The organism is Reella acinonychis, assembly GCF_052828705.1.
On sequence record NZ_CM128256.1, the window covers coordinates 1,113,974 to 1,135,330 of the forward strand.

Consider the following 21,357-nt stretch of genomic DNA (forward strand, 5'->3'; position numbering starts at 1 on the left):
AAATGAAACTACATACCGTAAAATTTACCCAAGCAGATGAAGGTTTGATTATTCCAATGATTAAGCTAAGAGAAGGGGATTACATTACAAAAGATCAGATTCTTTATTACGTTGAATATAATGATGTCGAAGTTGCCATAAAAAGCCCTGTCAATGGCACGATTAAAAAGGTATATGCCATTGGTGGCAGACAAGTTATTAGAAAAGATAATTTGATTGTTGATATTGAAATTGATGAAAACGTTAAGATTGAAGAACAAAAATTCGAAGGTGAAAATTATAAAGAGATTATTTTTACGCAATTTGACTCTGCAGTAATTAAAGAAATGAAGATTAAGCTCGGCGATATTCTTGATGATTATAAAGAATATTTGCTCTGCGCCCAAAATGAAGAATATGAATTTAAAATGGTCAACCCTTCATTAGCAGGAAAAGTAGTTGAAATTTGCGTTAAGGAAGGGCAAACCATTAGAAAAGGCGATGTTATTGCCAAAGTCGCCCCATTATCTGAGAACGATGTAGCCTTATTAGAATTAAATCAAGAATTTGACAAGTTAAAACAACTTGTAGGCGAATTAGAAGCCGCTCCAAAAGAAATGCACAAAGCCTATTATGCTTTAATGAATAATGGTGCTGAACCGCCTAGTTTCGGTGAAGATGAGAAATTATCGAATAAAGAATTTGCTCGTAAATATGGCGATAAAACCTATCAAACTGAAGATATGACCCCAGCCTTGATGAGAGAACTGATTCTGCATAAGTGTAACTTTTCCATAAAAACCGATGATATTGCAAGCGTTGTTGATGAGGTTGAGGAAATGATCGAAAAATGTGGTTATAAATGCCGTGTTTATATGGAAAACCGAGCTTCTGCAATGGCAGCCGCCGCTGTACCAGGTGTGGGAATGATTGCTAGTATCGCTGCTGGAGTTGCTATTGCTGCACACAATTTAGCGACTTTTGATCCTGATTTTGAAATTGGAAAAAATTTCTGGGATGGAAAAGTGAATGTGGTTTATAAGAAGTAATTTCATTACTTTCCTGATATCTAAAATAGATATTGTTAATAATAGAATCAATGTTAAATACAAGAAAAAGATTTAATTTTATTTATCAACCTACAATTGGAGAACTACTATGTTTGTACAAAACTTAAATACACAGCAACAGTCTGTATTATTATCTTTAGCACAAGAAATTATTGCTGCAGATTCAAATTTAACTGATGCTGAAACAGCAATGCTTGAAATTTTAAAATCTCAAGCAAATCCTGATGCTAAAGCAAGTTCTGTTGATTTAGCTAACTTATCAACTATTTTTACAACCAATAAAGAAAAACATTCTTTATTACTTGAATTATTAGGTATTGCTCACGCTGATAATGAATATCATCTTGATGAGAAAGACTTAATTAGTTCATATGCTAAACATTTGAATGTTTCCCCTGAAACTTTAAATGAATTAGAATTTTGGGTAGAGAAGCAAATTGCTCTATCTGTTGAAATTGAAATGTTATTATCTTAATTAGGAGTTTACTATGCCTTTACCATTTATTTTAGCTGGGGCAGCTGTCGCTGCCGCAGGTTTTGGAGCTAAGAAAGGATATGATGGCTATCAAATTAAATCTGCAGCTGAAGCCATTTCCAAAAGAGCTACTGATAAATACGAGATTCATAAAAATTTATTTGAAGAACAAAGTGAATTAACCACAAAATCTTTAGATAAATTAGGCGAATTACAGTTACAGATTGGCGTTGATTTTAAGAGTTTCCAAGAAATTGCTGAAGAATTATTAAATCAGGTAGAAAAATCTCAAAATAAAGATTTAGAAATTAATTTACCTCAACATCAATTAGATAAAATTGCAGATCTTTCTCTTTCTGCTACAGAGTATCTTGGACAACTAGCTACTGGAGCTGTGGCGGGAACGGCTGCTGCTTATGCTGTCTATGGTGGAGTAATGGCTTTCGCTGCTGCTTCTACAGGAACACCTATCACAGCTCTTGCTGGTGTGGCTGCCCATAATGCCGCTATGGCTGCTATTGGTGGCGGCTCTATTGCGGCTGGAGGATTCGGAATGGCTGGTGGAGCAATGGTGCTAGGCGCTGCTGTTGCAGCTCCAATTATTGCCGTGGCTGGTTGGGCATATAATAGCCATGCTGAAAAAGCAAAAGCAAATGCAGAAAAATACGCTTCAGAGGTTAAAGATGCTATATATAAGATGTGTTTATCTACAAAACATCTTTGTGAAACAGAAAGTTATGTCAGTAGCTTACATAAAGAATTGGAGCGTATTTACACTGTATTTAAACAATACTTTGAAGAGTTAAAATCCATCAATACGTTATTAAAATCTGGTAGCATAAATTTAGATGTTGTAAGTGATTCTTTATTATTGTCAATTGATAATGGATATCAAGTTGCTGCTATTTTAACTGATATTATTACTACTCCTTTATTCAAAGTGAAAACCGACTTCTCAGGAAATGCTATTATAAATAAAGATGGCATTCCTGAAATGGAATTAGATAAGGATAATATGAAAATTATTAACGAAGATGAACTAAAAGCAGTTCTTCATAAGGGATCTTATGAGGAGCTAAAAAAGTTAGCTAGAAGTTAATAATTTATTAGCGAGATAGAAATATCTCGCTAAATTACACTTAATATACTAAGGAATAATTTATGAATAACAATGCAGTTTTAAAAGAATTTAATTGGCAAGGTGAGTTAGAAAAAACGATGGTTAATTCCCTTGTAACTACGTTTGGATTGGATTTTTTATTTGCTGAAGATAAAACTGGAGGGGATGTTGATACTATTCATAATGCAAGAGAATATCAAAAACAAATTAAACATGATGGCTATTCTGACATTAATTTATCTGAAGATCTTTCCGAAAAAATCGACTTAAATGGAAGAAATGTCGATCCATATAAAAAAATCCAATATGATGAGCAAGGTAATATCAAAGTTGATTCTAAAGGAAAAGCAATAAAAAAAGACGATTATCATCAAAAAAGTAAGCAATATACAAATAGAAAAGAGCAAGATCGTCAAAAAGAAGATCAAGGAACAATGGTTGATGGTTATACAGGAAAACAAATATCATCTAATGATGTAAAAAAATCAAGAAATGGTGAAGAATATAATTATGTTACAGAATTAGATCACGTTGTAGCAGCTAGCGAAATTCACGATGATTTAGGAAGAATATTAGCAGACATCGATGGTGTCAGTTTGGCTAATTGTGATGATAATCTTGTTTCTACTCATTGGGTAATCAACAATGCTAAAAGCGATCATTCTCTTGAAGACTTCTTCAAAGAAGGAGGTGTTAGAGATAAGAAAGTAGAAAATTTCAAAAATGAGTTAACTAAAAAAGAGAATGAATTACTATGCTCAGATTTATCTCAACCAGATAAAGAAAAAATAAAAAAAGAGATTCAAGATTTAAAAAAGAAAAAAGAAATACTAGAAAATCTTGATGAAGAAAAGATGAAAAAAATAGAGAAAGATGCTAGAGATAAATATAACCAAAAAATCAACTGGTCTTACTATACAAGTTCAAAATTTTTTACTGCTACTGCAAAAGATATGCACAAAAAAGGGTTGGCAATGGGGGCTCGTCAAGCTATTGGTATGGTATTAGCTGAAGTATGGTTTGAATTACGGAAGCAAATACCTGCAATCTATAAAAAGCATAAAAATAATTTTGACTTCGAGATTTTTTTGCAAGATATTGCAGTTTCTTTTCAGCGTATTTGGGAAAAGATAAAAAAACGGTTTAATGATCTTTTAGTAACATTTAAAGATAGTTACATTGGGGGAGCATTATCGAGTTTAAATACTACGTTACTAAATACGTTTTTAACGACCCAAAAAATGATTGGAAAGATGATTCGAGAGCTATGGAATAGTCTTATCGGAGTCATTAAATTAATTGCTTTTAATCCGAATAGATTAGCTATGGGAGATTTGCTAAGAGAGGCATTTAAATTATTAGGGTTAGGTATTTCTGCATTAGTTGGAACTCTATTGCACAGCCATTTAGCTGCTATATTAACAATCCCTTTTGGAGAAGCCATATCTTCCTTCATAAGTGCTTTAGTAACAGGAATTATAAACTTAGGTTTTGTTTACTTCCTTGAACATAGTGAGATCACACAAAAAATCTGGAATTTTCTTAATCAATTTAAGCCAAAAGATACCATAGAATATGGTATTGAGAAAATGAAGCAGATCAATGCTGAATTAGATCGCTATCTGACTGAATTAACAAAAATTGAGTTTAATCTAAATACTCAAGAATTAAAAGCATTCTCTGATTCTCTCACTCTTAGCAGTAACGAATTCGAACGTAATTTTATTCTAAACCAAGAAATTCAACGCAGAAACATTGAATTACCGTATCAATCAGGAAATCCTAACGATATACGTCGTTTTTTGAAAAGTAAATGCAAAAACTAACCCAATTTCCTTGCACTGCTTGTGGTAAATGCTGTCGCCGAGTCAATCTGAGTGAACAAACCATTTTTTTAGATCGTGGCGATGGTGTTTGCCAATATTTCGATGAAAATACTAATCTGTGTACAATATATGAAACAAGACCACTTGTCTGCAGAGTTGAAGACTATTATAAAAATTTCTTATCTGATGTTTATACTTGGGAAGAGTTTGTCAAAATCAACATCTCTATTTGTGAAAAGCTATAAACTTAGTTGTAGATATTAATATAATTTGATAATTCTTGTTTAAATAAGAATATTGTATGAATTAAAAATGTTACTGTGAAATGATTAGGTAAATAAAGTGGGCTTGTCCCACTTTTTTATTGACTAAATTTTCTACTGATATAAAATTCAATGTATCTATTAATGTATCTACGGAGTTGATATGTCAGCATCACTTACTATCAGCAAATGGGGAAATAGCACCGCCATTCGTTTGCCTAAAACGCTTCTTGCTAAATTTAATCTATCTGAAGGAGATTCACTGCGTTTGGTTACATCTTCGGATCTTTCTCGTTTGGTTTTTGAGCCTGTATATAAAGCACAAGTCGTTGAAGAAAAAACGCTTTCTGAAAAAGATTGGGAACTCATTTGTGAGTTGCTCGATAACCCACCTGCACCGAATGAACGTTTGAAAAAAGCCGCTCTTGCATTAAAGGAAAGCTATAATGAATTTTAATTGGCGAGAAGAAAAGCTGAGTAAAAGTCATAAAAGAGAAGAATTTGATTGTGGTAACGCACAACTCAATGACTTTCTTAGTAAATACGCTCGCCAATCTCACGAAAGAAGCACATCTAAAACCTATGTGGCAATTGATAATAATTCAGAGCAAATTTTAGGTTTTTATACGATTACGCTAAATTCAATTTCGCCCAAAACATTGCCTGATACTTTAGCAAAACGTTTAGGTTCTCATCAAATTCCTCTTTTTACCCTTGCTAGATTAGCTGTTTCTAAAAACGTTCAAGGCAATGGGGTAGGGGGGCAGCTTTTACTAAAAGCGGCTCAACGCTGTATGTTAGTCGCGGATCAGGTTGGCGGAATTGGGTTATTTATTGAAGCCAAAGATCAAAAAGTAGCAAGCTGGTACCAATCTTTTGGTGCTGTTCCTTTAATTGATAGACCTTTGTCGCTTATTTTGCCATTTAATACAATCAAATCTTTATTCTAAAAGGATCTCAAATGAATTATCTCAACACTATTACTTTAACCGAGAAATTTAAGCAACTTCGTGAAACTAAAGCACTTTCGGATAATTTTTCTTTACGAATGCACCGCGCTTTGAGTTGGCTGAAAAAAGCAGAGAAAGAAGATGATTTGGATATGAAATTTATTTCGTTATGGATTGCTTTTAACGCAGCCTATGCCAAAGAACTCGATGAACATTTTGGGGATCGTGTCAATTTCAATGAATTTCTGCTTCGTATTTGTGCTTTTGATGAAGATAAGACAGTGTACAATCTTGTTTGGCTGAAATTTTCTCAATCTATTCGCTTGTGGATTAACAATAAATTTGTATTCCAGCCTTTTTGGGATTTTCATAACCAAAAAATAACGGAAAAACAATATTTAATCGAAGAAATGAAAGAGCGTGAGCGCTTCTTGTCTGCTTTAGAAGCTCAAAAAACAGAGCGAATTTTGGATGTAATGTTTGGTCGTTTATACACTCTACGCAATCAAATTATACATGGTGGAGCTACTTATCAAAGCCGAGTTAATCGTGAACAGCTGCGAGACGGTTGCAATATTTTGTCGTTATTAATTCCCGCAATGTTGAATATTATGTTGCAACATCATGCTGAAATTGATTGGGGCAAGCCATTTTATCCAGTAGTGAATAACTAGTTCATCATATTTATACCAATCTAAATCTATGCTAAAATACGCCGATTTTTTTATTAGCAAAATGACAGGTTAATTGATGAAAGCCAGTATTATTACGAAATTAGACAGTTTGAAGGAGCGTCACGAGGAGCTGGAAGCCTTGTTGGGTGATGCTTCGGTGATTAGTGATCAAGATAAATTTCGCGCTTACTCAAAGGAATATTCCCAATTAGAAGATGTGGTGAAAGCCTTTGCACGTTGGACGCAGCTTAATTCTAATATCGAAGAAGCTGAAATGTTGCTTGATGATCCTGATATGAAAGAAATGGCGCAACTTGAAATTGAAGAATGTAAAGCGGAAATCGAGCAAGTTGAGCAACAATTACAAATCTTATTGCTGCCGAAAGATCCAAATGATGAATATAACGCGTATTTAGAGGTGCGTGCGGGAACGGGTGGTGATGAAGCTGGGATTTTTGCGGGCGATTTATATCGTATGTATAGCCGTTATGCAGAAAGTAAAGGCTGGCGAGTAGAAACCTTGAGTGCCAATGAAAGTGAGCAAGGTGGATATAAAGAAATCATTGTTAAAATTTCGGGCGAAGCAGTGTATGGTCGTTTGAAATTTGAATCTGGCGGTCATCGTGTACAACGCGTGCCAAAAACTGAGTCGCAAGGGCGTGTGCATACTTCGGCTTGTACTGTTGCAGTTATGCCTGAATTGCCAGAAAGTGAATTGCCAGAAATTAATCCATCAGATTTGCGTATTGATACTTACCGTTCATCAGGTGCAGGTGGTCAGCACGTAAATACAACGGATTCTGCGGTGCGTATTACCCATATTCCAACGGGGATTGTGGTGGAATGTCAGGACGAGCGTTCACAGCATAAAAATAAAGCCAAGGCGTTATCTGTATTGGCTTCGCGTATTGTTCAAGTTGAGCAGGAACGTCAAGCTGCTGAGCAAGCGGATACAAGACGTAATTTATTGGGGTCGGGCGACCGTTCTGATAAAATCCGTACTTACAACTACAAAGAAAACCGCGTCAATGATCACCGCATTAACTTAACACTTTATTCCTTACCTGCCATTATGGATGGGAATTTAGATGAGCTGATTCAGCCGATTGTGACAGAATATCAAGCTGATCAATTGGCTGCACTGTCAGAAAATAGTTAAGTTGAAATATCCAGAGGACAGGCATTATTCCTGTCCTTTTGGTTAATAAAGGATATGGCAGCAATGCTGGTAGAAAATCCCAAAACAAGAAAGAAACAATCTAAGAATACCATTGAATTTAATAGTAATATTCATAGGCTAAAACAGGATGATGTTGCACCACAAGTGAGATATCGAACAGCCACTTTTTTTGAACGTTTATCAGCGGTGTTACTCAATCTTTTCTTTTTATTTCTATTTGTTCATCTTTTTAAGATCTTTATCCCTATTGCGCGAGCAGGATTTATCGCCTTTCTGTGTTATGTGTTATTTCAATTAATTTTGATGAAAATATGGGGACAAACTTTAGGTAAAAAAATGATGAAAATTCATGTGAGTCTCCGAAATTCAGAGGATAAATTGTCCTTTGGTAATTATATTTGGCGAGAAATCAAAGCTTTTTATCTGTTGGTTGCCTATCTCACCTCCGCCCTTTTCTATATGGTGTTATTTTTCAAGTTTATTTTTAAATTGATTGATTTATTACGTGGTAGAGAAAGTGTGGATTTAAGTGCATATCTGGATACGGATGATGTGATTGTTTTAAAAGAGATTAAAATTAAATGAACTATCAACAATGGCTCGCTCATGCCAAACAATTTTTATTAGAAAATCTGAAAAATGATCCTTATTTGAATGCGAAATTGGATGCCACTTTGTTATTGCAATTTGTGACTAAAAAATCTCAATCTCAGATTATGGCTTTTGCTGAAACAGTGTTGGAAGAAAAAACGTTGCAAAATTTGACCGCACTTTTACAACGTCGCAGCCAAGGCGAGCCGATGGCATATATTTTAGGTGAGACGGAATTTTGGTCATTAAATTTAAAAGTGTCTCCTGATACGCTAATTCCTCGTCCTGATACAGAAATACTTGTGGAGCAGGCTTTAGGTGTAATAAAACTTCGTCAAAATTCACCGCACTTTGATGGTGAAATCAAATTGTTAGATCTGGGGACGGGAACTGGTGCTATTGCTTTAGCCATTGCGGCTGAGATGAAAAAGTGCGGTGTAAAATGTAAGATTTTTGGTGTGGATTTGATTGCTGGTGCTGTTGAATTGGCTAAACAAAATGCACAACGAAATCAATTAGATGAAGTGACCTTTTTGCAAAGTTCATGGTTTGAGAATGTGAAGGGAAAATTTGATGTCATCGTCAGTAATCCGCCTTATATTGCCCCGCAAGATAGCCATTTACAACAAGGCGATGTGCGTTTTGAACCATTAAGCGCTTTGATTGCCGATGAGCAAGGCTATGCGGATTTGCGTCATATCATTGCGCAAGCACCTAATTATTTGAAACCTGAAGGTTGGTTATTACTTGAACATGGTTGGCAGCAAGGGGAAAAAGTGCGGTCCTTTTTTTCACAGAATTTATGGGAAAAGGTTGCAACAGCAAAAGATTATGGCGACAATGAGCGAGTAACTCTAGCAAAATTAGCAGTATGAAAGAATATAATAAACAAGCGCTATATATTGAATTAGAAGCCTTTTATTTGCTGACGGGCTTTGATGATGGAAAAGAATTAGGCAAGATTAGAAGGGCGATGGGGACTCTTGTTCGTCGTGCGCGTAAAGCCATTCCTGAAGATGATGATGTGAAAGTAAAAGTCCATAAATTATTGCAATTAATGTATGGTGACTGGGGATTTGGTTGCGATCCAGAAGGTTATTTTTACTCGCAAAATCTGTATTTAAACTATGTCTTGCGCGAGAAAAAAGGCATGCCAGTGAGTTTGGGTAGCATTTTATTATATTTAGCAGACAAATTAGATTTGCCTATTTTTCCTGTGATGTTCCCAACACAATTGATTTTGCGTGTTGATGTGGATAGTGAAACTGCATTTATCGATCCTTGGAATGGGCAATATATTTCACAAGAAAAATTGCAGAAATTATATGAAGGTGCTATGGGGTTTGGCGTTGAGTTGAGTACAGAGGAACTTGATATTGCGCCTTCAAGAGATTTAATTGAACGCTTTGCACAGGTCGCAAAAAATTGTTTAATTCGAGAGGAATTAAATTCGCAAGCATTTAAATATATTGAACGACGTTTAACCATGTCCAAATGGAGGGGGGAGCCAGATGATCCTTATGAACGTCGTGATCGTGGCTTGGTTTTAGCACAAATGGGTGCTTATCATGCTGCAATAGATGATTTGCAATATTTTGTGGATAAATGCCCAGAAGATCCCACCGCTTTTCTGTTGTTATCTCAGCTACCTGAGATGAAGAAAGAATTAGAGAAAGATTTGTTACATTAAACTATCGTGAGAACGATGATTAAAGAGGAAAAAACAATGAACAAAGTAATTAATATTGGAAATATTGCTGTTGCTAACGACAAGCCATTTGTATTGTTTGGTGGTATGAATGTGTTAGAAAGTCGTGATATGGCAATGGCCGTCTGTGAAAAATATGTCGAAGTGACGCAAAAATTGGGCGTACCTTATGTGTTCAAAGCCTCATTTGACAAAGCTAATCGTTCTTCGATCCATTCTTATCGTGGTCCAGGAATGGAACAAGGATTAAAAATTTTTCAAGAACTCAAAGACACTTTTGGAGTGAAAATTATTACCGATGTGCATGAAATCTATCAATGTCAGCCAGTGGCAGAAGTGGTTGATGTGATTCAATTACCTGCTTTTTTAGCACGTCAAACCGATTTAGTGGAAGCGATGGCGCGTACTGGTGCTGTGATTAACGTGAAAAAACCACAATTCTTAAGTCCGGGGCAAATGGGCAATATCGTTGAAAAAATTGAAGAATGTGGCAACGACAAAGTGATTTTATGTGATCGTGGTACGAACTTTGGTTATGATAACTTAATCGTTGATATGCTTGGTTTTAGCGTGATGAAGCAAGTGTCCAAAGGTTGTCCTGTGATTTTTGATGTCACCCATTCTTTACAATGCCGCGATCCGTTTGGTGCAGCTTCTGGTGGTCGTCGTGCTCAAGTGACAGAACTTGCGCGAGCGGGTATGGCTGTTGGTTTGGCTGGATTATTCCTTGAAGCTCATCCAGATCCAAATAACGCGAAATGTGATGGCCCATCAGCGTTACCACTTTCAGCGCTTGAAGGTTTTGTGAGCCAAATAAAAGCTGTAGATGATTTAGTGAAATCTTTTCCTGAATTAGATACTTCAAAATAAGCAAAGAGGGAAGATATTATCTTCCCTTTATTTTTAAGTGCGGTGCATTTTTTTCGTTTTTTATGCATAAAAAAATGCCGCTTGTTGTGGGGGAAAGCGGCATGAAATGTTGGAGTGATTATCTATTATTGTTTTGGAATGAGCTAATGATAGTTATTCTCAATAACAAAGTCAAGTAATAAATAAGAATTATTCTCAAATAATTTTTATTTTACCCAAGAAACCGCCTGCGTTAAGGAAAGTGCGGTGGGAATTCCGTTAGAAATTTCAAATTCTCCGGCATAAGCAAGGGCTTCTACGCCTTGTTTCACAGCCTCTTTTAATAAGCGATCGTACTCAGGATCAATGTATTCTGCGATTTTGAAGCAATCAAATCCATTATGTAATCCGGCAAAAAGCACGACAGCACGATGACCTTGCTTTTTCATCGCCAATAATTCACGCACGTGTTTTTGTCCTCTGGTTGTAACTGCATCAGGAAACATACCAATATTGTTTTTTACTAAGGTGATGGATTTTACTTCCACATAGCAATCAGGCAGACCATCACCTTTGAGTAAAAAATCAATTCGACTGTTTTCTTCGCCATATTTTACTTCTGGAAAAATGTGATCGTACATAGCCAGTTCTTTGATTTGTTTATTTTGCAGAGCTTCATAAACTAATTGGTTAGAACGGTGGGTGTTAATACAAACCAATTGACCATTCGCCAACTGTGTTAATTCCCACGAATGAGGATATTTGCGGGTTTCACTGCCTGAATCGGAATACCAAATTGTATCGCCTTTTTCACCACAGCCTGTCATTGCGCCAGTATTGGCACAATGAATCGTTAAGGTTTCGCCATTATTGAGTTCAATATCTGTTAAAAAGCGTTTATAGCGGCGAATAAGTTTTGCAGATTGCATTGCAGGCAGTTGCATGATTTTTCCTTGTTAAGCTAAAAAGTTGCTGTGCATTGTAATGATTTCTGTTATTCTCGCAAGCGTTTTAATTTGAGGTAAAGTTATGTTATGTGCAATTTATAAAAGTAAGAAAAAAGAGGGAATGTATTTGTACGTTGCCAAGCGAGATCAATTTGATATGGTGCCACAGGTTTTGCGCGAGCTTTTTGGGACGCCCATTTTTGTAATGCTGTTTAATTTGAAAGGTCAGAAAGCATTACGTCAAGCGGATAATGAAGAAGTTATGCAAAAAATTGAACAACAAGGTTTTTATTTGCAAATGCCTCAACAGGAAGAAAATCTGTTGGAACTTCATAAAAAAAGTGCGGTGAAATAAACCGCACTTTTTTGTTCTGAAAAGATAGATTATCCAGCTACTGTTGGTAAATAGCCTGCCTCAATTAAGAATGGAATAATCATAATAATAATGCCTAATAACAAACCAATAATCAGCGCAGCATTGCCTCCGACAACACGATATGGCAGATTTGGGTGTTGTTGACGTGCACGCCAAGCTAATCCTACCGGTAAAATTAATAGATAGAATGCACAAATTAAACCCGCATAACCTAAAGCGGCAATAAAGCCATTTGGATAGAATAACGCAAATGCCAATGGCGGCGTAAATGCGGCGATACTTAATGTTAAGCGGTTTGCAGGAAGATTAAAGCGTTTGAATAAATCGCCTAAACCTTCAAATACTCCCAACATAACACCTAGGAAAGAAGTAATGAGTGCTAAAGATGAGAAAATGCGTACTACTTCGCCTAATAGATTGCTACCAGTAATTTGACGTGTGGCATTCACTAATCCGTTTAAAGTTGGATCAGCTTTCAAAATGTTCATAAATTCATTTTGGCTTAGTACGCCATGAGTGGCTAGTTGCCACAATAAATAGGCACATAATGGAATAGCAGTACCAATAAATACGGCACGACGGAAGCGTTTTACATCACCATCTAAGTAACTATTAATGGTACCCATTACAATATGGAAACCATAAGAGGTGAAGAAAATTGGGGTTGCTGAAATAACGAAAGCGTAATCTAAGGGTAATGCCAATAGATTTTCAAATGCCACTTTCGGTAACATCATTAATAATACAAAGGCAAAAGCAATGAGTTTCCCCATAAATAGTAGGCGAGTAATGCCATCCACCCCTTTAGTGCCAACTACAACGAAGGTGCCTAATACCGCAGTAAATAAAATAATGGCGATTTTGGATGTGTTGTCGCCTAAATCTGGCAGTAAACCAGAAAGCAATGAACCACCTCCCGTAATATAGGCAGCAGAGAGTGCATATAACAACACTAATAAGCTAATGGTAGAAAGGGCGCGACCAAATAAGCCAAAATATTGTTCGGCTAAGGTGGCGACACCATCGTCTTTTTGTTTTGCTGTTTGATAAACTTCAACAAATAATAGTCCTGTATAGGCTAAAACAAGCCATAATCCCACTAAAAGTAATAAGGTAAAACCGAAGCCCATGCCGGCCGATGTGAGTGGCATTGCTAACATTCCCGCACCGATGGTTGTGCCAGCAATGATTAAAGCACTACCTAACGTTTTATTTTTCATTAAAGGCTCCTTAAGTATAAAATCGATAAAAAAAGAGTTACCATTTTAGCGATAAGTTTTGTAATTGTAATTAAAAAAGAGTGATTTTTTCTGATATTGAGGATAAAACTGAGGAAAATTTAAAATAATATACTAAACCGCGGTGTAATTTTTATAAATTTTAATTGAGACCTTAGTTTTGTATTTAATCGATAAAATAAAACGCTTAGCTTTAGCTAAGCGTTTGGTAAAAATTGGTCTGATTATGCCCAATATTTGTCGATTTCAGCACGAATTGCATTCGCTGTTGCTTTGCCTTTTTCGCCTACTAAAGCACGACCTGCGATAAAGACTTTCGCATTTTTGATTTCTTTGAATAAATGAATTTCTTCAGGAACGATACCGCCAGTAATTGACAGTTCTAAGCCAATCTCTTCAAGACGTTTCATTTTTTCAATATCTTCATCAGTCCAACCTTTGCCTGCTAATTCGGCATCGCGAGAACGGTGATAAATCGCTTGTTTAACGCCTAAATCAACCCATTCTTTCGCATCTTCAAAAGTCCAGTTACCATAAATTTCGATTTGAATTTCTTTTTTCACTTTTAAGTATGGGTTTGCTGCGTTGAAATCATCAGCTACTTTTTTACAAGCCGCTTTCGTTGCTGGATGTGCTGCTGCCGAAACTGTCAACCAGTCAGCGCCTGCGTCAAATGCCATTTTAGCTAAAATAGCACCGCCGTCAGTAGTTTTTAAATCGCAAACTAAAATATGATTTGGGTGTAAAGCACGTAATGTGCTCACTGCTTTCATACCTTCTGCGCAAGCTAAGATTGTGCCAACTTCAATAATTTCTACTACGCTTTCTGCTTGTTTCGCATCAGCGACGGCTTTTTCTAAACTTAAAGAATCAAGTGCAATTTGAAGTAAAGGTTTAGACATTTTATTTTTCCTTCTAAAATATTTTGTATAAAAGTGCGGTTAATTTTTGCTGAGTTTTATTGGTTTAATGCTGCATCAATCACTGCATAAACTTCTTCTGCTGTTTTGCAGCGACGAATTTTATCTAAATCAACACCAGTTTCACTGTCAGGATCATCAAGTACTTGTGTGATTTCCATTAAACCTTGCATATGTTGGTCAGAATCGCTACCTGCAAGTGTTAAGAAGACATCAACACCTTCGTCTTCACCTTCAAAATAAACCGGCTTTTCTAATGTTACCAACGCAAAGGCTGTGCGATTTACGCCATCTTCTGGGCGAGCATGCGGCATTGCTAAGCCTGGTGCAAGAATAATATAAGGTCCCATTTCATTAATGCATTGGATAATGCGATCATGATAACGTGTTTCAATAGCACCAGAAGCAACTAACATATCTGTACCAATTTTGATTGCTTCTTGCCAGTTATTGGCAGATTGATTTAATTTGATTGAGTTATTTTCAATCAGAGCTTGTTTTAAATTCATATATCGTCCTTTGGGAATAAAGAGGACCTATTATATAGGTCCTACATAATATTCATATCTTTTATTGTTGTTGATGTTTTTTAATGAGAGCGATGAGCTCGTCACCAAATGAGTTTGGATTTAACATATTTTGTACACCAAGTACTGATTTGCCTTCACCTACTTCAATTTCATCAGCAAGGTGGCGAGAAGATACGATGATATCAACTTCGTTTAATTTGCCTTTGTAATCAGTTACTGCGCAAGAATCCATCACATTTGGTACGCCATGTTTATCTAAGTAGCCTTTGATTTTCATTTTCATCATCATTGATGAACCTTGACCTGAACCGCAAACTGCTAAGATACGGATTGGTTTTACATCAGCATTGGTATTAACCACAGTTTCAACTTTTACTTCTTTTTCAGCTGCTTGAGCAACTTCATCTAAGCCGTAACCATCTAATTGTTCAAGTGTTAAACCTTTTGCTGCAGCTTCTGCTTCTTCAGCACGTAATCTTTTTGACGCAGACGCCATATAAACTACTGCTAAAGCCACAATGATGAAGAAGAAACCTGGTACGCTGATGATACCTTGTAGGATCGGAGGGAAGAATAATGCCCAGTCTGCCATACCCATCCAGCCATTGAACACAGTACCTTGGCTTGCTAACATTTGGATAACCCAAGCAGAACCTAATACTTCAACCATACCCATAATAAAACAGATTTTCATCACAGCTTTCCAACCACCAAATTGGTTTGCAAATACACCAATGGTTGCGTTAGAGAAGAACATTGGGATAAAGCCTGGGATGATGAGGATTGGTGAGCTAAAGCCAAGTAATAAACCTACTGCAACGAACTGACCGATTGCACCCCACATAAAACCGAATACCATTGCATTTGGAGAGAAGGCGTAAATCGCCGCACAGTCAATCGCTAATACAGAGTTTGGAATTAAGCGTTCAGAAATACCTTTGAATGCTTCTGAAAGTTCAGCAACGAACATACGTACACCCGTTACGATGATTTGAATTGCTACCGCAAATTTCAAGCCCATTTCTAAGATGTACATAAACCAATGGGTTTTGCCCGCCATAGTTTGTAAGTTGTCAAAGCCGAATGAGAGTAAGATGATACCAAAGAAGATGGTCATTACTAACGCAGTTGCAGAAATACTGTCGTGGAAAATATGTAACCATTTTGGTAATTTCATATTATCTACGCTGTCATTTTTATCACCAAGTTTTGGTGCTAATTTAACAGCAATCCAAGAAGCGATTTGTTGTTGGTGACCAATAGAGAAACCTGCACCACCAGTTACTGCTTGCGTTGGTTTGTACATAATATTAGAAGAAATACCCCAATATAATGCCATTAATACAGAGGTATAAATAATCGTTTCCCACATTGACGCGCCGATAATCATATAGAATACTGCAACAAGACCGGCTTGTTGGAACATAATATGACCAGTAAGCATAATGGTACGGATACCAGTAAAGCGTCTAAATACCACTAATAAGATGTTTAAGAATAGCGCGCCGATGACTGCATAACCCACCCAAGCATAGTTATCTGCCATGGTTTGAATTGTCGCTTGCATACTGGTGTATGGATCGATTACCGCACCTGTAAGGTTGTGGAATTTAGATAAACCTTCAATAACAGGTTTAAAGTTAGAAACAAGGAAACCAGAACCCGCTTGTACAATCATAAAACCAACAATAGTTTTGATGGTTCCTTTCACAACAGTTGTGGTGTCTTTTTTCAAAAGAATATAGCCTAAGCAGGCTACAATACCTAGTAAGAATGGTGCTTTATTCAATACCTGATCTTTTAGAAAGAGCAGAAAATCGGTTAGCATTTCCATAAGATTACCTCTTATTATGTGTTGATATATTAATAATAACTGATGGCACTTATTTACTTGCCATAAAATCATTTTCCAGAAATGGAAGATTGCGGAATGAATAATATCAATTTATAAAGATTAAAAAAGATTTAATTTGATTATTTGTGAGCGATGTCACATTTTATTTTATCATATTTGAAAAAATATTGATTTTTCCACCGCACTTTTGAAGAAAGCTTTATCTATTGATGATCTCATATAAAAGAAAGAAAAACATAAAAAATTAGATCAAGATCACAAAATTCATTTTTTTATGTTGAGTTATTATTTTTGATTATATATGATTGCTTTTGATTATTTCATTCCATTTTATATTTTAGGAGTTAGCGATGAGCAAAATTAGTGAAATTACTCGTGAAAGTTGGATCCTTTCTACTTTTCCAGAGTGGGGCACATGGTTAAATGAAGAAATTGAAAACGAAGTCGTGCCAGAAGGCAACTTCGCAATGTGGTGGCTAGGCTGTGTGGGCGTGTGGATTAAAACTCCTGCTGGTGCAAATATCTGTATGGATTTATGGTGTGGTCGCGGTAAATCCACTAAAAAAGTGAAAGACATGGTGCGTGGTCACCAAATGGCAAATATGGCGGGTGTACGTAAATTACAACCAAACTTACGTGCACAACCTATGGTGTTAGATCCATTTGCGATTAATGAAGTGGACTTCATTTTAGCTTCTCACTATCACAGTGATCATATTGATGTGAATGTGGCGGCGGCAATTGTCAATAATCCGAAATTGGATCATGTGAAATTTGTGGGTCCTTGGCATTGTGCTGAATTATGGAAAAAATGGGGCGTGCCTGAAGAGCGTATTATTGTGGTGAAACCAGGCGACGTAGTGAAATTAAAAGACGTTGAGATCCACGCATTAGATTCTTTTGACCGCACTTGTTTAGTGACATTACCAGTTGAAGGTGCAGAAGAACAAGGTGGTGAATTAGCAGGTCTTTGCCCATCAGATGAAGAAATGGGACGTAAAGCTGTAAACTATGTATTCAAAACACCAGGCGGTAATATTTATCATGGTGCAGACTCTCATTATTCAATTCAGTTTGCAAAACATGGTAAACAATTTGATATTGATGTTGCATTAAATAACTACGGCGAAAACCCTGTGGGTATTGCAGATAAAATGACATCAGTGGATTTATTAAGAATGGCTGAATGTTTACGTTGTAACGTGATTATTCCTGTACATCATGATATTTGGACAAACTTTATGGCAAGTACGCAAGAAATCATTGATTTATGGCGTATGCGTAAAGACCGCTTACAATACAAATTCCATCCATTTATTTGGGAAGTGGGCGGCAAATATGTTTATCCACAGGACAAAGATTTAATTGAATATCATCACCCTCGTGGATTCGATGATTGCTTCGAACAAGAACCAAATATTCAATTTAAATCAATGCTGTAATTTAATGGGGGCGTATCTCATACGCCCTTCATTTTTCTATTTTAGGCATAGCTTATTTGTTCATTATTGATGGAATAATATCTCGTCAATTAAGGAATGATAAATAATGAACGAAAATTATCGTCACCGACAATTATTAACATTATTAGAAGAACGAACTGCACTTTCTACTCAGGACATTATTGAGTTGTTAGGTGTGTCGCCAGCAACAGCACGTCGTGATATTACCAAATTGAGTGAGCAGGGCAGATTGAAAAAAGTGCGTAATGGTGCAGAAAAAATCTCATCAAAAATACACCGCACTTTAACGAATACACCAACAACGAATGCGGAAGAAAAACAACGTATCGCAGAAGCTGCCGCAAAACTTTGTGTTGGAGGAGAAAGTGTTATTTTGACCTGTGGTAGCACTATGAAAATGCTTGGTAGTTGCCTTTGTGGTCGTGATGTGCAAATTATTACACATTTTCTTCCTCTTGCTAATTATTTAATTGAAAATGATCATGATGATGTTGTGATCATTGGTGGGCAATATCATAAAAATCAAGCAGTTACTTTGTCTATCAGTAGCGATGCGGAGTCGATGTATGCGGCAAATATTATGTTTACCAGTGGCAGAGGCATTACGGCAGAGGGGTTGTATAAAACCGATATGTTGATTGCGAATTCGGAACAAAGAATGTTATCGAAAGTCGGTAAATTGGTTGTATTGCTTGATAGCTCAAAGTTAGGTAAGCAAATGGGGATGTTATTCAGTGACATTCAGCATATTGATATGCTTGTGACTGGAAGAGAAGCCGATCCCGAAATTATTCAACAATTGAAACAAAAAGGCTTAGATGTGATTTTGGCATAAAGGGACAGAGGTCCCTTTATATTTGCGTCATATTAGCCTAAATACCCTAATTCCTTTGAAATATCCTGCGCAGTTTGTTTAATTTCGTCTAAGAAGAAATGAATACCATATTGTTTTAGTTTATAAATGGACATAGAAACGGACACTGCATAATCCACATTATGTAAGTAATCGAACACTGGTGCAGCGATACACACGACACCAAGCTCATTTTCTTCTCTATCCATTGCGAACTGTTCTTGGCGAATTTCGAGTAATTCTTTTTCCATCATATCCATTTGCGTCACCGTATTGGCGGTCAATGGGGCAATAATTTCGCGGTGTGAATGCCAATATTTACTTAAATAATGGCGTTCCTTTTCATAAGCCAGATAGAGTTTGCCCATCGCTGAGCAATAGAGATGTAAATGCTGCCCAATATAAGCTCTCGTTTTCATAATGCCTGTGGTGGGCTCAAGCTTATAAATCATAATGGCGTGATCTTGTTCTCGTTTTGAGAAATTAACAGTTTCGCCTAAAGTGAGATTGAGTTTTTCCAAATAGGGTGCTGCCACATTGATAATGTTAAGAGAAGATAGGGTTTTCTGACCTAAACCAAGACATTTTGTTGTTAAACGATAGCTTCCTGCTGTGCTAGCGGGTTGAACAAAGCCTTCATTTTGTAACCCTTGTAGTAAACGATGTGCAGTACTTTTATTTAAGCCTGAGATTTCAGATATTTGTGCTAATGGGCAACCGTTGGGAAAATTACTGAGTAACTCAATTAAACGTAATCCTCTGATTAAACTCTGGTTTCCATTGCATTTTTCTTCAGACATGGTACTTCTCCCTCGTATTTTTTATATATTGTTGTAGGGTTCCATAATATGAAATGATTTGATTTATTTTTGTGATCTAGTTCACAAAATTGAAAAATAAATAATAATTGTATGATTTTAAAGGTTTTTTATTTTAGGGCTACAATTGACTTTAAACCTAACTAAGCGTAATTTATGAAACGAAATTTTACAATCTGAAATCGAGGTTTTTTATGAGAGTTTCTTATGCTGATTTAAAAGCAGAATTTAAACGTGTTTTACTTGCTCGTAACGTAAGAGAAGATATTGCTGAAGATTGCGCAACCTTGTTTGCGGATACCACTCAGGCAGGGGCGTATTCACATGGTGTGAATCGTTTTCCTCGTTTTATTCAACAATTAGAAAAAGGCGATGTAGTGCCTGAAGCTGAGCCAACAAAAGTTCTTTCTTTAGGGGCTATTGAACAATGGGATGCTCACCAAGCAATTGGTAACTTAACTGCACAAAAAATGATGGATCGCGCAATGGAAATCGCGGATCAATTTGGTATTGGTGTAGTAGCACTTAAAAATGCAAACCATTGGATGCGTGGTGGTGGTTACGGTTGGCAAGCTGCTGAAAAAGGCTATATCGGGATTTGTTGGACTAACGCATTAGCGGTTATGCCACCTTGGGGCGCAAAAGAATGTCGCATTGGTACTAACCCATTAATTATTGCGGTACCAAGTAACCCAATCACAATGGTTGATATGTCTTGCTCTATGTATTCTTATGGTATGTTAGAAGTCAATCGTTTAGCGGGGCGTCAAACTGTGGTTGATGCAGGCTTTGATGATGATGGTAACCTAACACGTGATCCTGCAACAGTAGAACGTAACCGTCGCTTATTACCGATGGGATTCTGGAAAGGTTCTGGTTTATCAATCGTATTAGATATGATCGCAACTTTACTTTCTAACGGCTTATCTACTGCAGCAGTAACAGAAGATAAAGATGATGAATACTGTGTTTCTCAAGTGTTTATTGCTATCGAAGTGGATCGTTTAATTGATGGCAAAACTAAAGATGAGAAATTACAACGCATTATGGATTATGTGAAAACAGCTGAGCGTGCAGATCCTAATGTGGAAGTACGTTTACCTGGTCATGAGTTCACCACAATTTTAGCTGACAACAAAGCCAATGGTATCCCAGTTGATGAAACCGTTTGGGCGAAATTAAAATCCTTATAATCGGAGTTATTATGTTTTTTGGTCATATTTCTAATGTGGATTTAAAAGTTTATCCAGCTGCAATTCAAACAGCGTTGAAATATTTGCAAGATACGGATTTTGATAACCTGCCTGCAGGCCGTTATTCGATTAAAGATAATCTGATTTATGTGCAAGTATTAGATTTGGAAACCAAACCAAAATCTGAAAACTTGCCAGAAATCCACCGCGCTTATCTTGATGTGCAATATCTTCACTCAGGCAAAGAGCGTATGGGATTTGCACCTGATTTGGGTAATAACCAGGTTGCCATTGAATATGATCCAGAACGTGATATTCAGTTCTATCAAGATGCTGAAGGCGAAAATGAACTTATTATGAAAGAAGGCAGTTTTGCTGTCTTCTTCCCACATGATGTGCATCGCCCAGCTTGCATTGATGGTGAAGTATCTAAAATTCGCAAAGTTGTTGTAAAAATTGCAATGAGCGAGATTTGAGGT

At 36.5% G+C, this 21,357-nt stretch carries 24 protein-coding genes; 18 read left to right on the forward strand and 6 right to left on the reverse strand.

The features are described 5' to 3' along the window. Window positions 1–2: 2 nt before the first annotated feature. The 13 genes from ACUXZ4_RS05600 (at window position 3) to kdsA (ending at window position 10,706) form a co-directional block, all read left to right on the forward strand. Window positions 3–1,028: a biotin/lipoyl-containing protein gene (locus ACUXZ4_RS05600; protein ID WP_464972241.1), complete on the forward strand. Its 1,026-nt coding sequence runs from the start codon at window positions 3–5 to the stop codon at window positions 1,026–1,028. A 109-nt stretch (window positions 1,029–1,137) separates the two neighbouring features. Further along, complete coding sequence (locus ACUXZ4_RS05605) at window positions 1,138–1,524, forward strand: DNA repair protein (RefSeq protein WP_464972242.1); 387 nt, start codon at window positions 1,138–1,140, stop codon at window positions 1,522–1,524. A 13-nt stretch (window positions 1,525–1,537) separates the two neighbouring features. Next, window positions 1,538–2,623, forward strand: coding sequence for a chemotaxis protein (locus ACUXZ4_RS05610; RefSeq protein ID WP_464972243.1), 1,086 nt, complete (start codon window positions 1,538–1,540; stop codon window positions 2,621–2,623). A 62-nt stretch (window positions 2,624–2,685) separates the two neighbouring features. Further along, the gene (locus ACUXZ4_RS05615; protein WP_464972244.1) at window positions 2,686–4,470 is read left to right on the forward strand and encodes a DNA repair protein; all 1,785 of its coding nucleotides are present in this window, start codon (window positions 2,686–2,688) and stop codon (window positions 4,468–4,470) included. Then, complete coding sequence (locus tag ACUXZ4_RS05620) at window positions 4,458–4,715, forward strand: YkgJ family cysteine cluster protein (RefSeq protein ID WP_464972245.1); 258 nt, start codon at window positions 4,458–4,460, stop codon at window positions 4,713–4,715. Before ACUXZ4_RS05615 ends, ACUXZ4_RS05620 begins: the two co-directional genes overlap by 13 nt. Window positions 4,716–4,896: 181 nt before the next feature. Further along, window positions 4,897–5,190: an AbrB/MazE/SpoVT family DNA-binding domain-containing protein gene (locus ACUXZ4_RS05625; RefSeq protein WP_464972246.1), complete on the forward strand. Its 294-nt coding sequence runs from the start codon at window positions 4,897–4,899 to the stop codon at window positions 5,188–5,190. Next, entirely contained in the window at window positions 5,180–5,683 is a 504-nt protein-coding gene (locus ACUXZ4_RS05630) for a GNAT family N-acetyltransferase (protein ID WP_464972247.1), read from the forward strand. The genes ACUXZ4_RS05625 and ACUXZ4_RS05630 overlap by 11 nt, the downstream gene beginning before the upstream one ends. 11 nt (window positions 5,684–5,694) lie before the next feature. Continuing rightward, window positions 5,695–6,357, forward strand: a complete 663-nt coding sequence (locus ACUXZ4_RS05635; RefSeq protein ID WP_464972248.1) for a hypothetical protein — start codon at window positions 5,695–5,697, stop codon at window positions 6,355–6,357. Between the two features lie 76 nt (window positions 6,358–6,433). After that, entirely contained in the window at window positions 6,434–7,516 is a 1,083-nt protein-coding gene (gene prfA, locus ACUXZ4_RS05640; RefSeq protein ID WP_464972249.1) for a peptide chain release factor 1, read from the forward strand. Window positions 7,517–7,570: 54 nt separating this feature from the next. Continuing rightward, window positions 7,571–8,122: an RDD family protein gene (locus tag ACUXZ4_RS05645; protein ID WP_464972250.1), complete on the forward strand. Its 552-nt coding sequence runs from the start codon at window positions 7,571–7,573 to the stop codon at window positions 8,120–8,122. Beyond that, window positions 8,119–9,003: a peptide chain release factor N(5)-glutamine methyltransferase gene (prmC, locus tag ACUXZ4_RS05650; protein ID WP_464972251.1), complete on the forward strand. Its 885-nt coding sequence runs from the start codon at window positions 8,119–8,121 to the stop codon at window positions 9,001–9,003. The genes ACUXZ4_RS05645 and prmC overlap by 4 nt, the downstream gene beginning before the upstream one ends. Then, window positions 9,000–9,818 carry a SirB1 family protein gene (locus tag ACUXZ4_RS05655; protein ID WP_464972252.1) on the forward strand — a complete coding sequence of 273 codons (819 nt, stop codon included), beginning with the start codon at window positions 9,000–9,002 and terminating at the stop codon, window positions 9,816–9,818. The genes prmC and ACUXZ4_RS05655 overlap by 4 nt, the downstream gene beginning before the upstream one ends. Before the next feature lie 36 nt (window positions 9,819–9,854). Continuing rightward, window positions 9,855–10,706 (forward strand): 3-deoxy-8-phosphooctulonate synthase, encoded by an 852-nt coding sequence (gene kdsA, locus ACUXZ4_RS05660; RefSeq protein WP_464972253.1) that lies wholly within the window; start codon window positions 9,855–9,857, stop codon window positions 10,704–10,706. Window positions 10,707–10,912: 206 nt separating this feature from the next. On the opposite strand, the gene sfsA is transcribed toward kdsA, so the two are convergent. Continuing rightward, window positions 10,913–11,629, reverse strand: a complete 717-nt coding sequence (sfsA, locus tag ACUXZ4_RS05665; protein WP_464972254.1) for a DNA/RNA nuclease SfsA — start codon at window positions 11,627–11,629, stop codon at window positions 10,913–10,915. A gap of 85 nt (window positions 11,630–11,714) precedes the next feature. Between sfsA and ACUXZ4_RS05670 the strand changes: the two genes are divergently transcribed. Then, window positions 11,715–11,987 carry a YcgL domain-containing protein gene (locus ACUXZ4_RS05670; RefSeq protein WP_464972255.1) on the forward strand — a complete coding sequence of 91 codons (273 nt, stop codon included), beginning with the start codon at window positions 11,715–11,717 and terminating at the stop codon, window positions 11,985–11,987. A gap of 29 nt (window positions 11,988–12,016) precedes the next feature. Here ACUXZ4_RS05670 and ACUXZ4_RS05675 read toward each other — a convergent pair whose 3' ends face one another. The 4 genes from ACUXZ4_RS05675 to ACUXZ4_RS05690 form a co-directional block, all read right to left on the reverse strand. Then, complete coding sequence (locus ACUXZ4_RS05675; protein ID WP_464972256.1) at window positions 12,017–13,228, reverse strand: aromatic amino acid transporter; 1,212 nt, start codon at window positions 13,226–13,228, stop codon at window positions 12,017–12,019. Window positions 13,229–13,470: 242 nt separating this feature from the next. Further along, a complete protein-coding gene (locus ACUXZ4_RS05680; protein WP_464972257.1) occupies window positions 13,471–14,148 on the reverse strand; it encodes a 3-keto-L-gulonate-6-phosphate decarboxylase UlaD in 678 nt (225 codons plus the stop codon). 56 nt (window positions 14,149–14,204) lie between these two features. Further along, window positions 14,205–14,675, reverse strand: coding sequence for a PTS sugar transporter subunit IIA (locus tag ACUXZ4_RS05685; protein ID WP_464972258.1), 471 nt, complete (start codon window positions 14,673–14,675; stop codon window positions 14,205–14,207). 61 nt (window positions 14,676–14,736) lie between these two features. Beyond that, window positions 14,737–16,530, reverse strand: a complete 1,794-nt coding sequence (locus ACUXZ4_RS05690) for a PTS ascorbate-specific subunit IIBC (RefSeq protein WP_464972259.1) — start codon at window positions 16,528–16,530, stop codon at window positions 14,737–14,739. A 371-nt stretch (window positions 16,531–16,901) separates the two neighbouring features. On the opposite strand from ACUXZ4_RS05690, the gene ulaG reads away from it, so the two are divergent. Together ulaG and ulaR are read left to right on the forward strand one after the other, a co-directional pair. After that, complete coding sequence (gene ulaG / locus ACUXZ4_RS05695) at window positions 16,902–17,993, forward strand: L-ascorbate 6-phosphate lactonase (RefSeq protein ID WP_464972260.1); 1,092 nt, start codon at window positions 16,902–16,904, stop codon at window positions 17,991–17,993. 106 nt (window positions 17,994–18,099) lie between these two features. Further along, the gene (gene ulaR / locus ACUXZ4_RS05700) at window positions 18,100–18,849 is read left to right on the forward strand and encodes an HTH-type transcriptional regulator UlaR (RefSeq protein ID WP_464972261.1); all 750 of its coding nucleotides are present in this window, start codon (window positions 18,100–18,102) and stop codon (window positions 18,847–18,849) included. A gap of 32 nt (window positions 18,850–18,881) precedes the next feature. On the opposite strand, the gene ACUXZ4_RS05705 is transcribed toward ulaR, so the two are convergent. Next, complete coding sequence (locus ACUXZ4_RS05705) at window positions 18,882–19,667, reverse strand: IclR family transcriptional regulator (RefSeq protein ID WP_464972262.1); 786 nt, start codon at window positions 19,665–19,667, stop codon at window positions 18,882–18,884. A gap of 212 nt (window positions 19,668–19,879) precedes the next feature. Here ACUXZ4_RS05705 and yiaK point away from each other — a divergent pair, with 212 nt between their 5' ends. Both yiaK and ACUXZ4_RS05715 read left to right on the forward strand, forming a co-directional pair. After that, a complete protein-coding gene (gene yiaK, locus ACUXZ4_RS05710; protein WP_464972263.1) occupies window positions 19,880–20,878 on the forward strand; it encodes a 3-dehydro-L-gulonate 2-dehydrogenase in 999 nt (332 codons plus the stop codon). 11 nt (window positions 20,879–20,889) lie between these two features. Beyond that, on the forward strand, window positions 20,890–21,354 hold the full coding sequence (locus ACUXZ4_RS05715) for a NanQ anomerase/TabA/YiaL family protein (protein WP_464972264.1): 465 nt from the start codon (window positions 20,890–20,892) through the stop codon (window positions 21,352–21,354). The last annotated feature ends 3 nt before the right edge of the window (window positions 21,355–21,357 follow it).

Coding starts and splice junctions, on each gene's coding strand:
- ACUXZ4_RS05600 (WP_464972241.1), top strand. CDS start 3: ATGAAACTACATACCGTAAAATTTACCCAAGCAGATGAAGGTTTGATT.
- ACUXZ4_RS05605 (WP_464972242.1), top strand. CDS start 1,138: ATGTTTGTACAAAACTTAAATACACAGCAACAGTCTGTATTATTATCT.
- ACUXZ4_RS05610 (WP_464972243.1), top strand. CDS start 1,538: ATGCCTTTACCATTTATTTTAGCTGGGGCAGCTGTCGCTGCCGCAGGT.
- ACUXZ4_RS05615 (WP_464972244.1), top strand. CDS start 2,686: ATGAATAACAATGCAGTTTTAAAAGAATTTAATTGGCAAGGTGAGTTA.
- ACUXZ4_RS05620 (WP_464972245.1), top strand. CDS start 4,458: ATGCAAAAACTAACCCAATTTCCTTGCACTGCTTGTGGTAAATGCTGT.
- ACUXZ4_RS05625 (WP_464972246.1), top strand. CDS start 4,897: ATGTCAGCATCACTTACTATCAGCAAATGGGGAAATAGCACCGCCATT.
- ACUXZ4_RS05630 (WP_464972247.1), top strand. CDS start 5,180: ATGAATTTTAATTGGCGAGAAGAAAAGCTGAGTAAAAGTCATAAAAGA.
- ACUXZ4_RS05635 (WP_464972248.1), top strand. CDS start 5,695: ATGAATTATCTCAACACTATTACTTTAACCGAGAAATTTAAGCAACTT.
- prfA (WP_464972249.1), top strand. CDS start 6,434: ATGAAAGCCAGTATTATTACGAAATTAGACAGTTTGAAGGAGCGTCAC.
- ACUXZ4_RS05645 (WP_464972250.1), top strand. CDS start 7,571: ATGGCAGCAATGCTGGTAGAAAATCCCAAAACAAGAAAGAAACAATCT.
- prmC (WP_464972251.1), top strand. CDS start 8,119: ATGAACTATCAACAATGGCTCGCTCATGCCAAACAATTTTTATTAGAA.
- ACUXZ4_RS05655 (WP_464972252.1), top strand. CDS start 9,000: ATGAAAGAATATAATAAACAAGCGCTATATATTGAATTAGAAGCCTTT.
- kdsA (WP_464972253.1), top strand. CDS start 9,855: ATGAACAAAGTAATTAATATTGGAAATATTGCTGTTGCTAACGACAAG.
- sfsA (WP_464972254.1), bottom strand. CDS start 11,629: ATGCAACTGCCTGCAATGCAATCTGCAAAACTTATTCGCCGCTATAAA.
- ACUXZ4_RS05670 (WP_464972255.1), top strand. CDS start 11,715: ATGTTATGTGCAATTTATAAAAGTAAGAAAAAAGAGGGAATGTATTTG.
- ACUXZ4_RS05675 (WP_464972256.1), bottom strand. CDS start 13,228: ATGAAAAATAAAACGTTAGGTAGTGCTTTAATCATTGCTGGCACAACC.
- ACUXZ4_RS05680 (WP_464972257.1), bottom strand. CDS start 14,148: ATGTCTAAACCTTTACTTCAAATTGCACTTGATTCTTTAAGTTTAGAA.
- ACUXZ4_RS05685 (WP_464972258.1), bottom strand. CDS start 14,675: ATGAATTTAAAACAAGCTCTGATTGAAAATAACTCAATCAAATTAAAT.
- ACUXZ4_RS05690 (WP_464972259.1), bottom strand. CDS start 16,530: ATGGAAATGCTAACCGATTTTCTGCTCTTTCTAAAAGATCAGGTATTG.
- ulaG (WP_464972260.1), top strand. CDS start 16,902: ATGAGCAAAATTAGTGAAATTACTCGTGAAAGTTGGATCCTTTCTACT.
- ulaR (WP_464972261.1), top strand. CDS start 18,100: ATGAACGAAAATTATCGTCACCGACAATTATTAACATTATTAGAAGAA.
- ACUXZ4_RS05705 (WP_464972262.1), bottom strand. CDS start 19,667: ATGTCTGAAGAAAAATGCAATGGAAACCAGAGTTTAATCAGAGGATTA.
- yiaK (WP_464972263.1), top strand. CDS start 19,880: ATGAGAGTTTCTTATGCTGATTTAAAAGCAGAATTTAAACGTGTTTTA.
- ACUXZ4_RS05715 (WP_464972264.1), top strand. CDS start 20,890: ATGTTTTTTGGTCATATTTCTAATGTGGATTTAAAAGTTTATCCAGCT.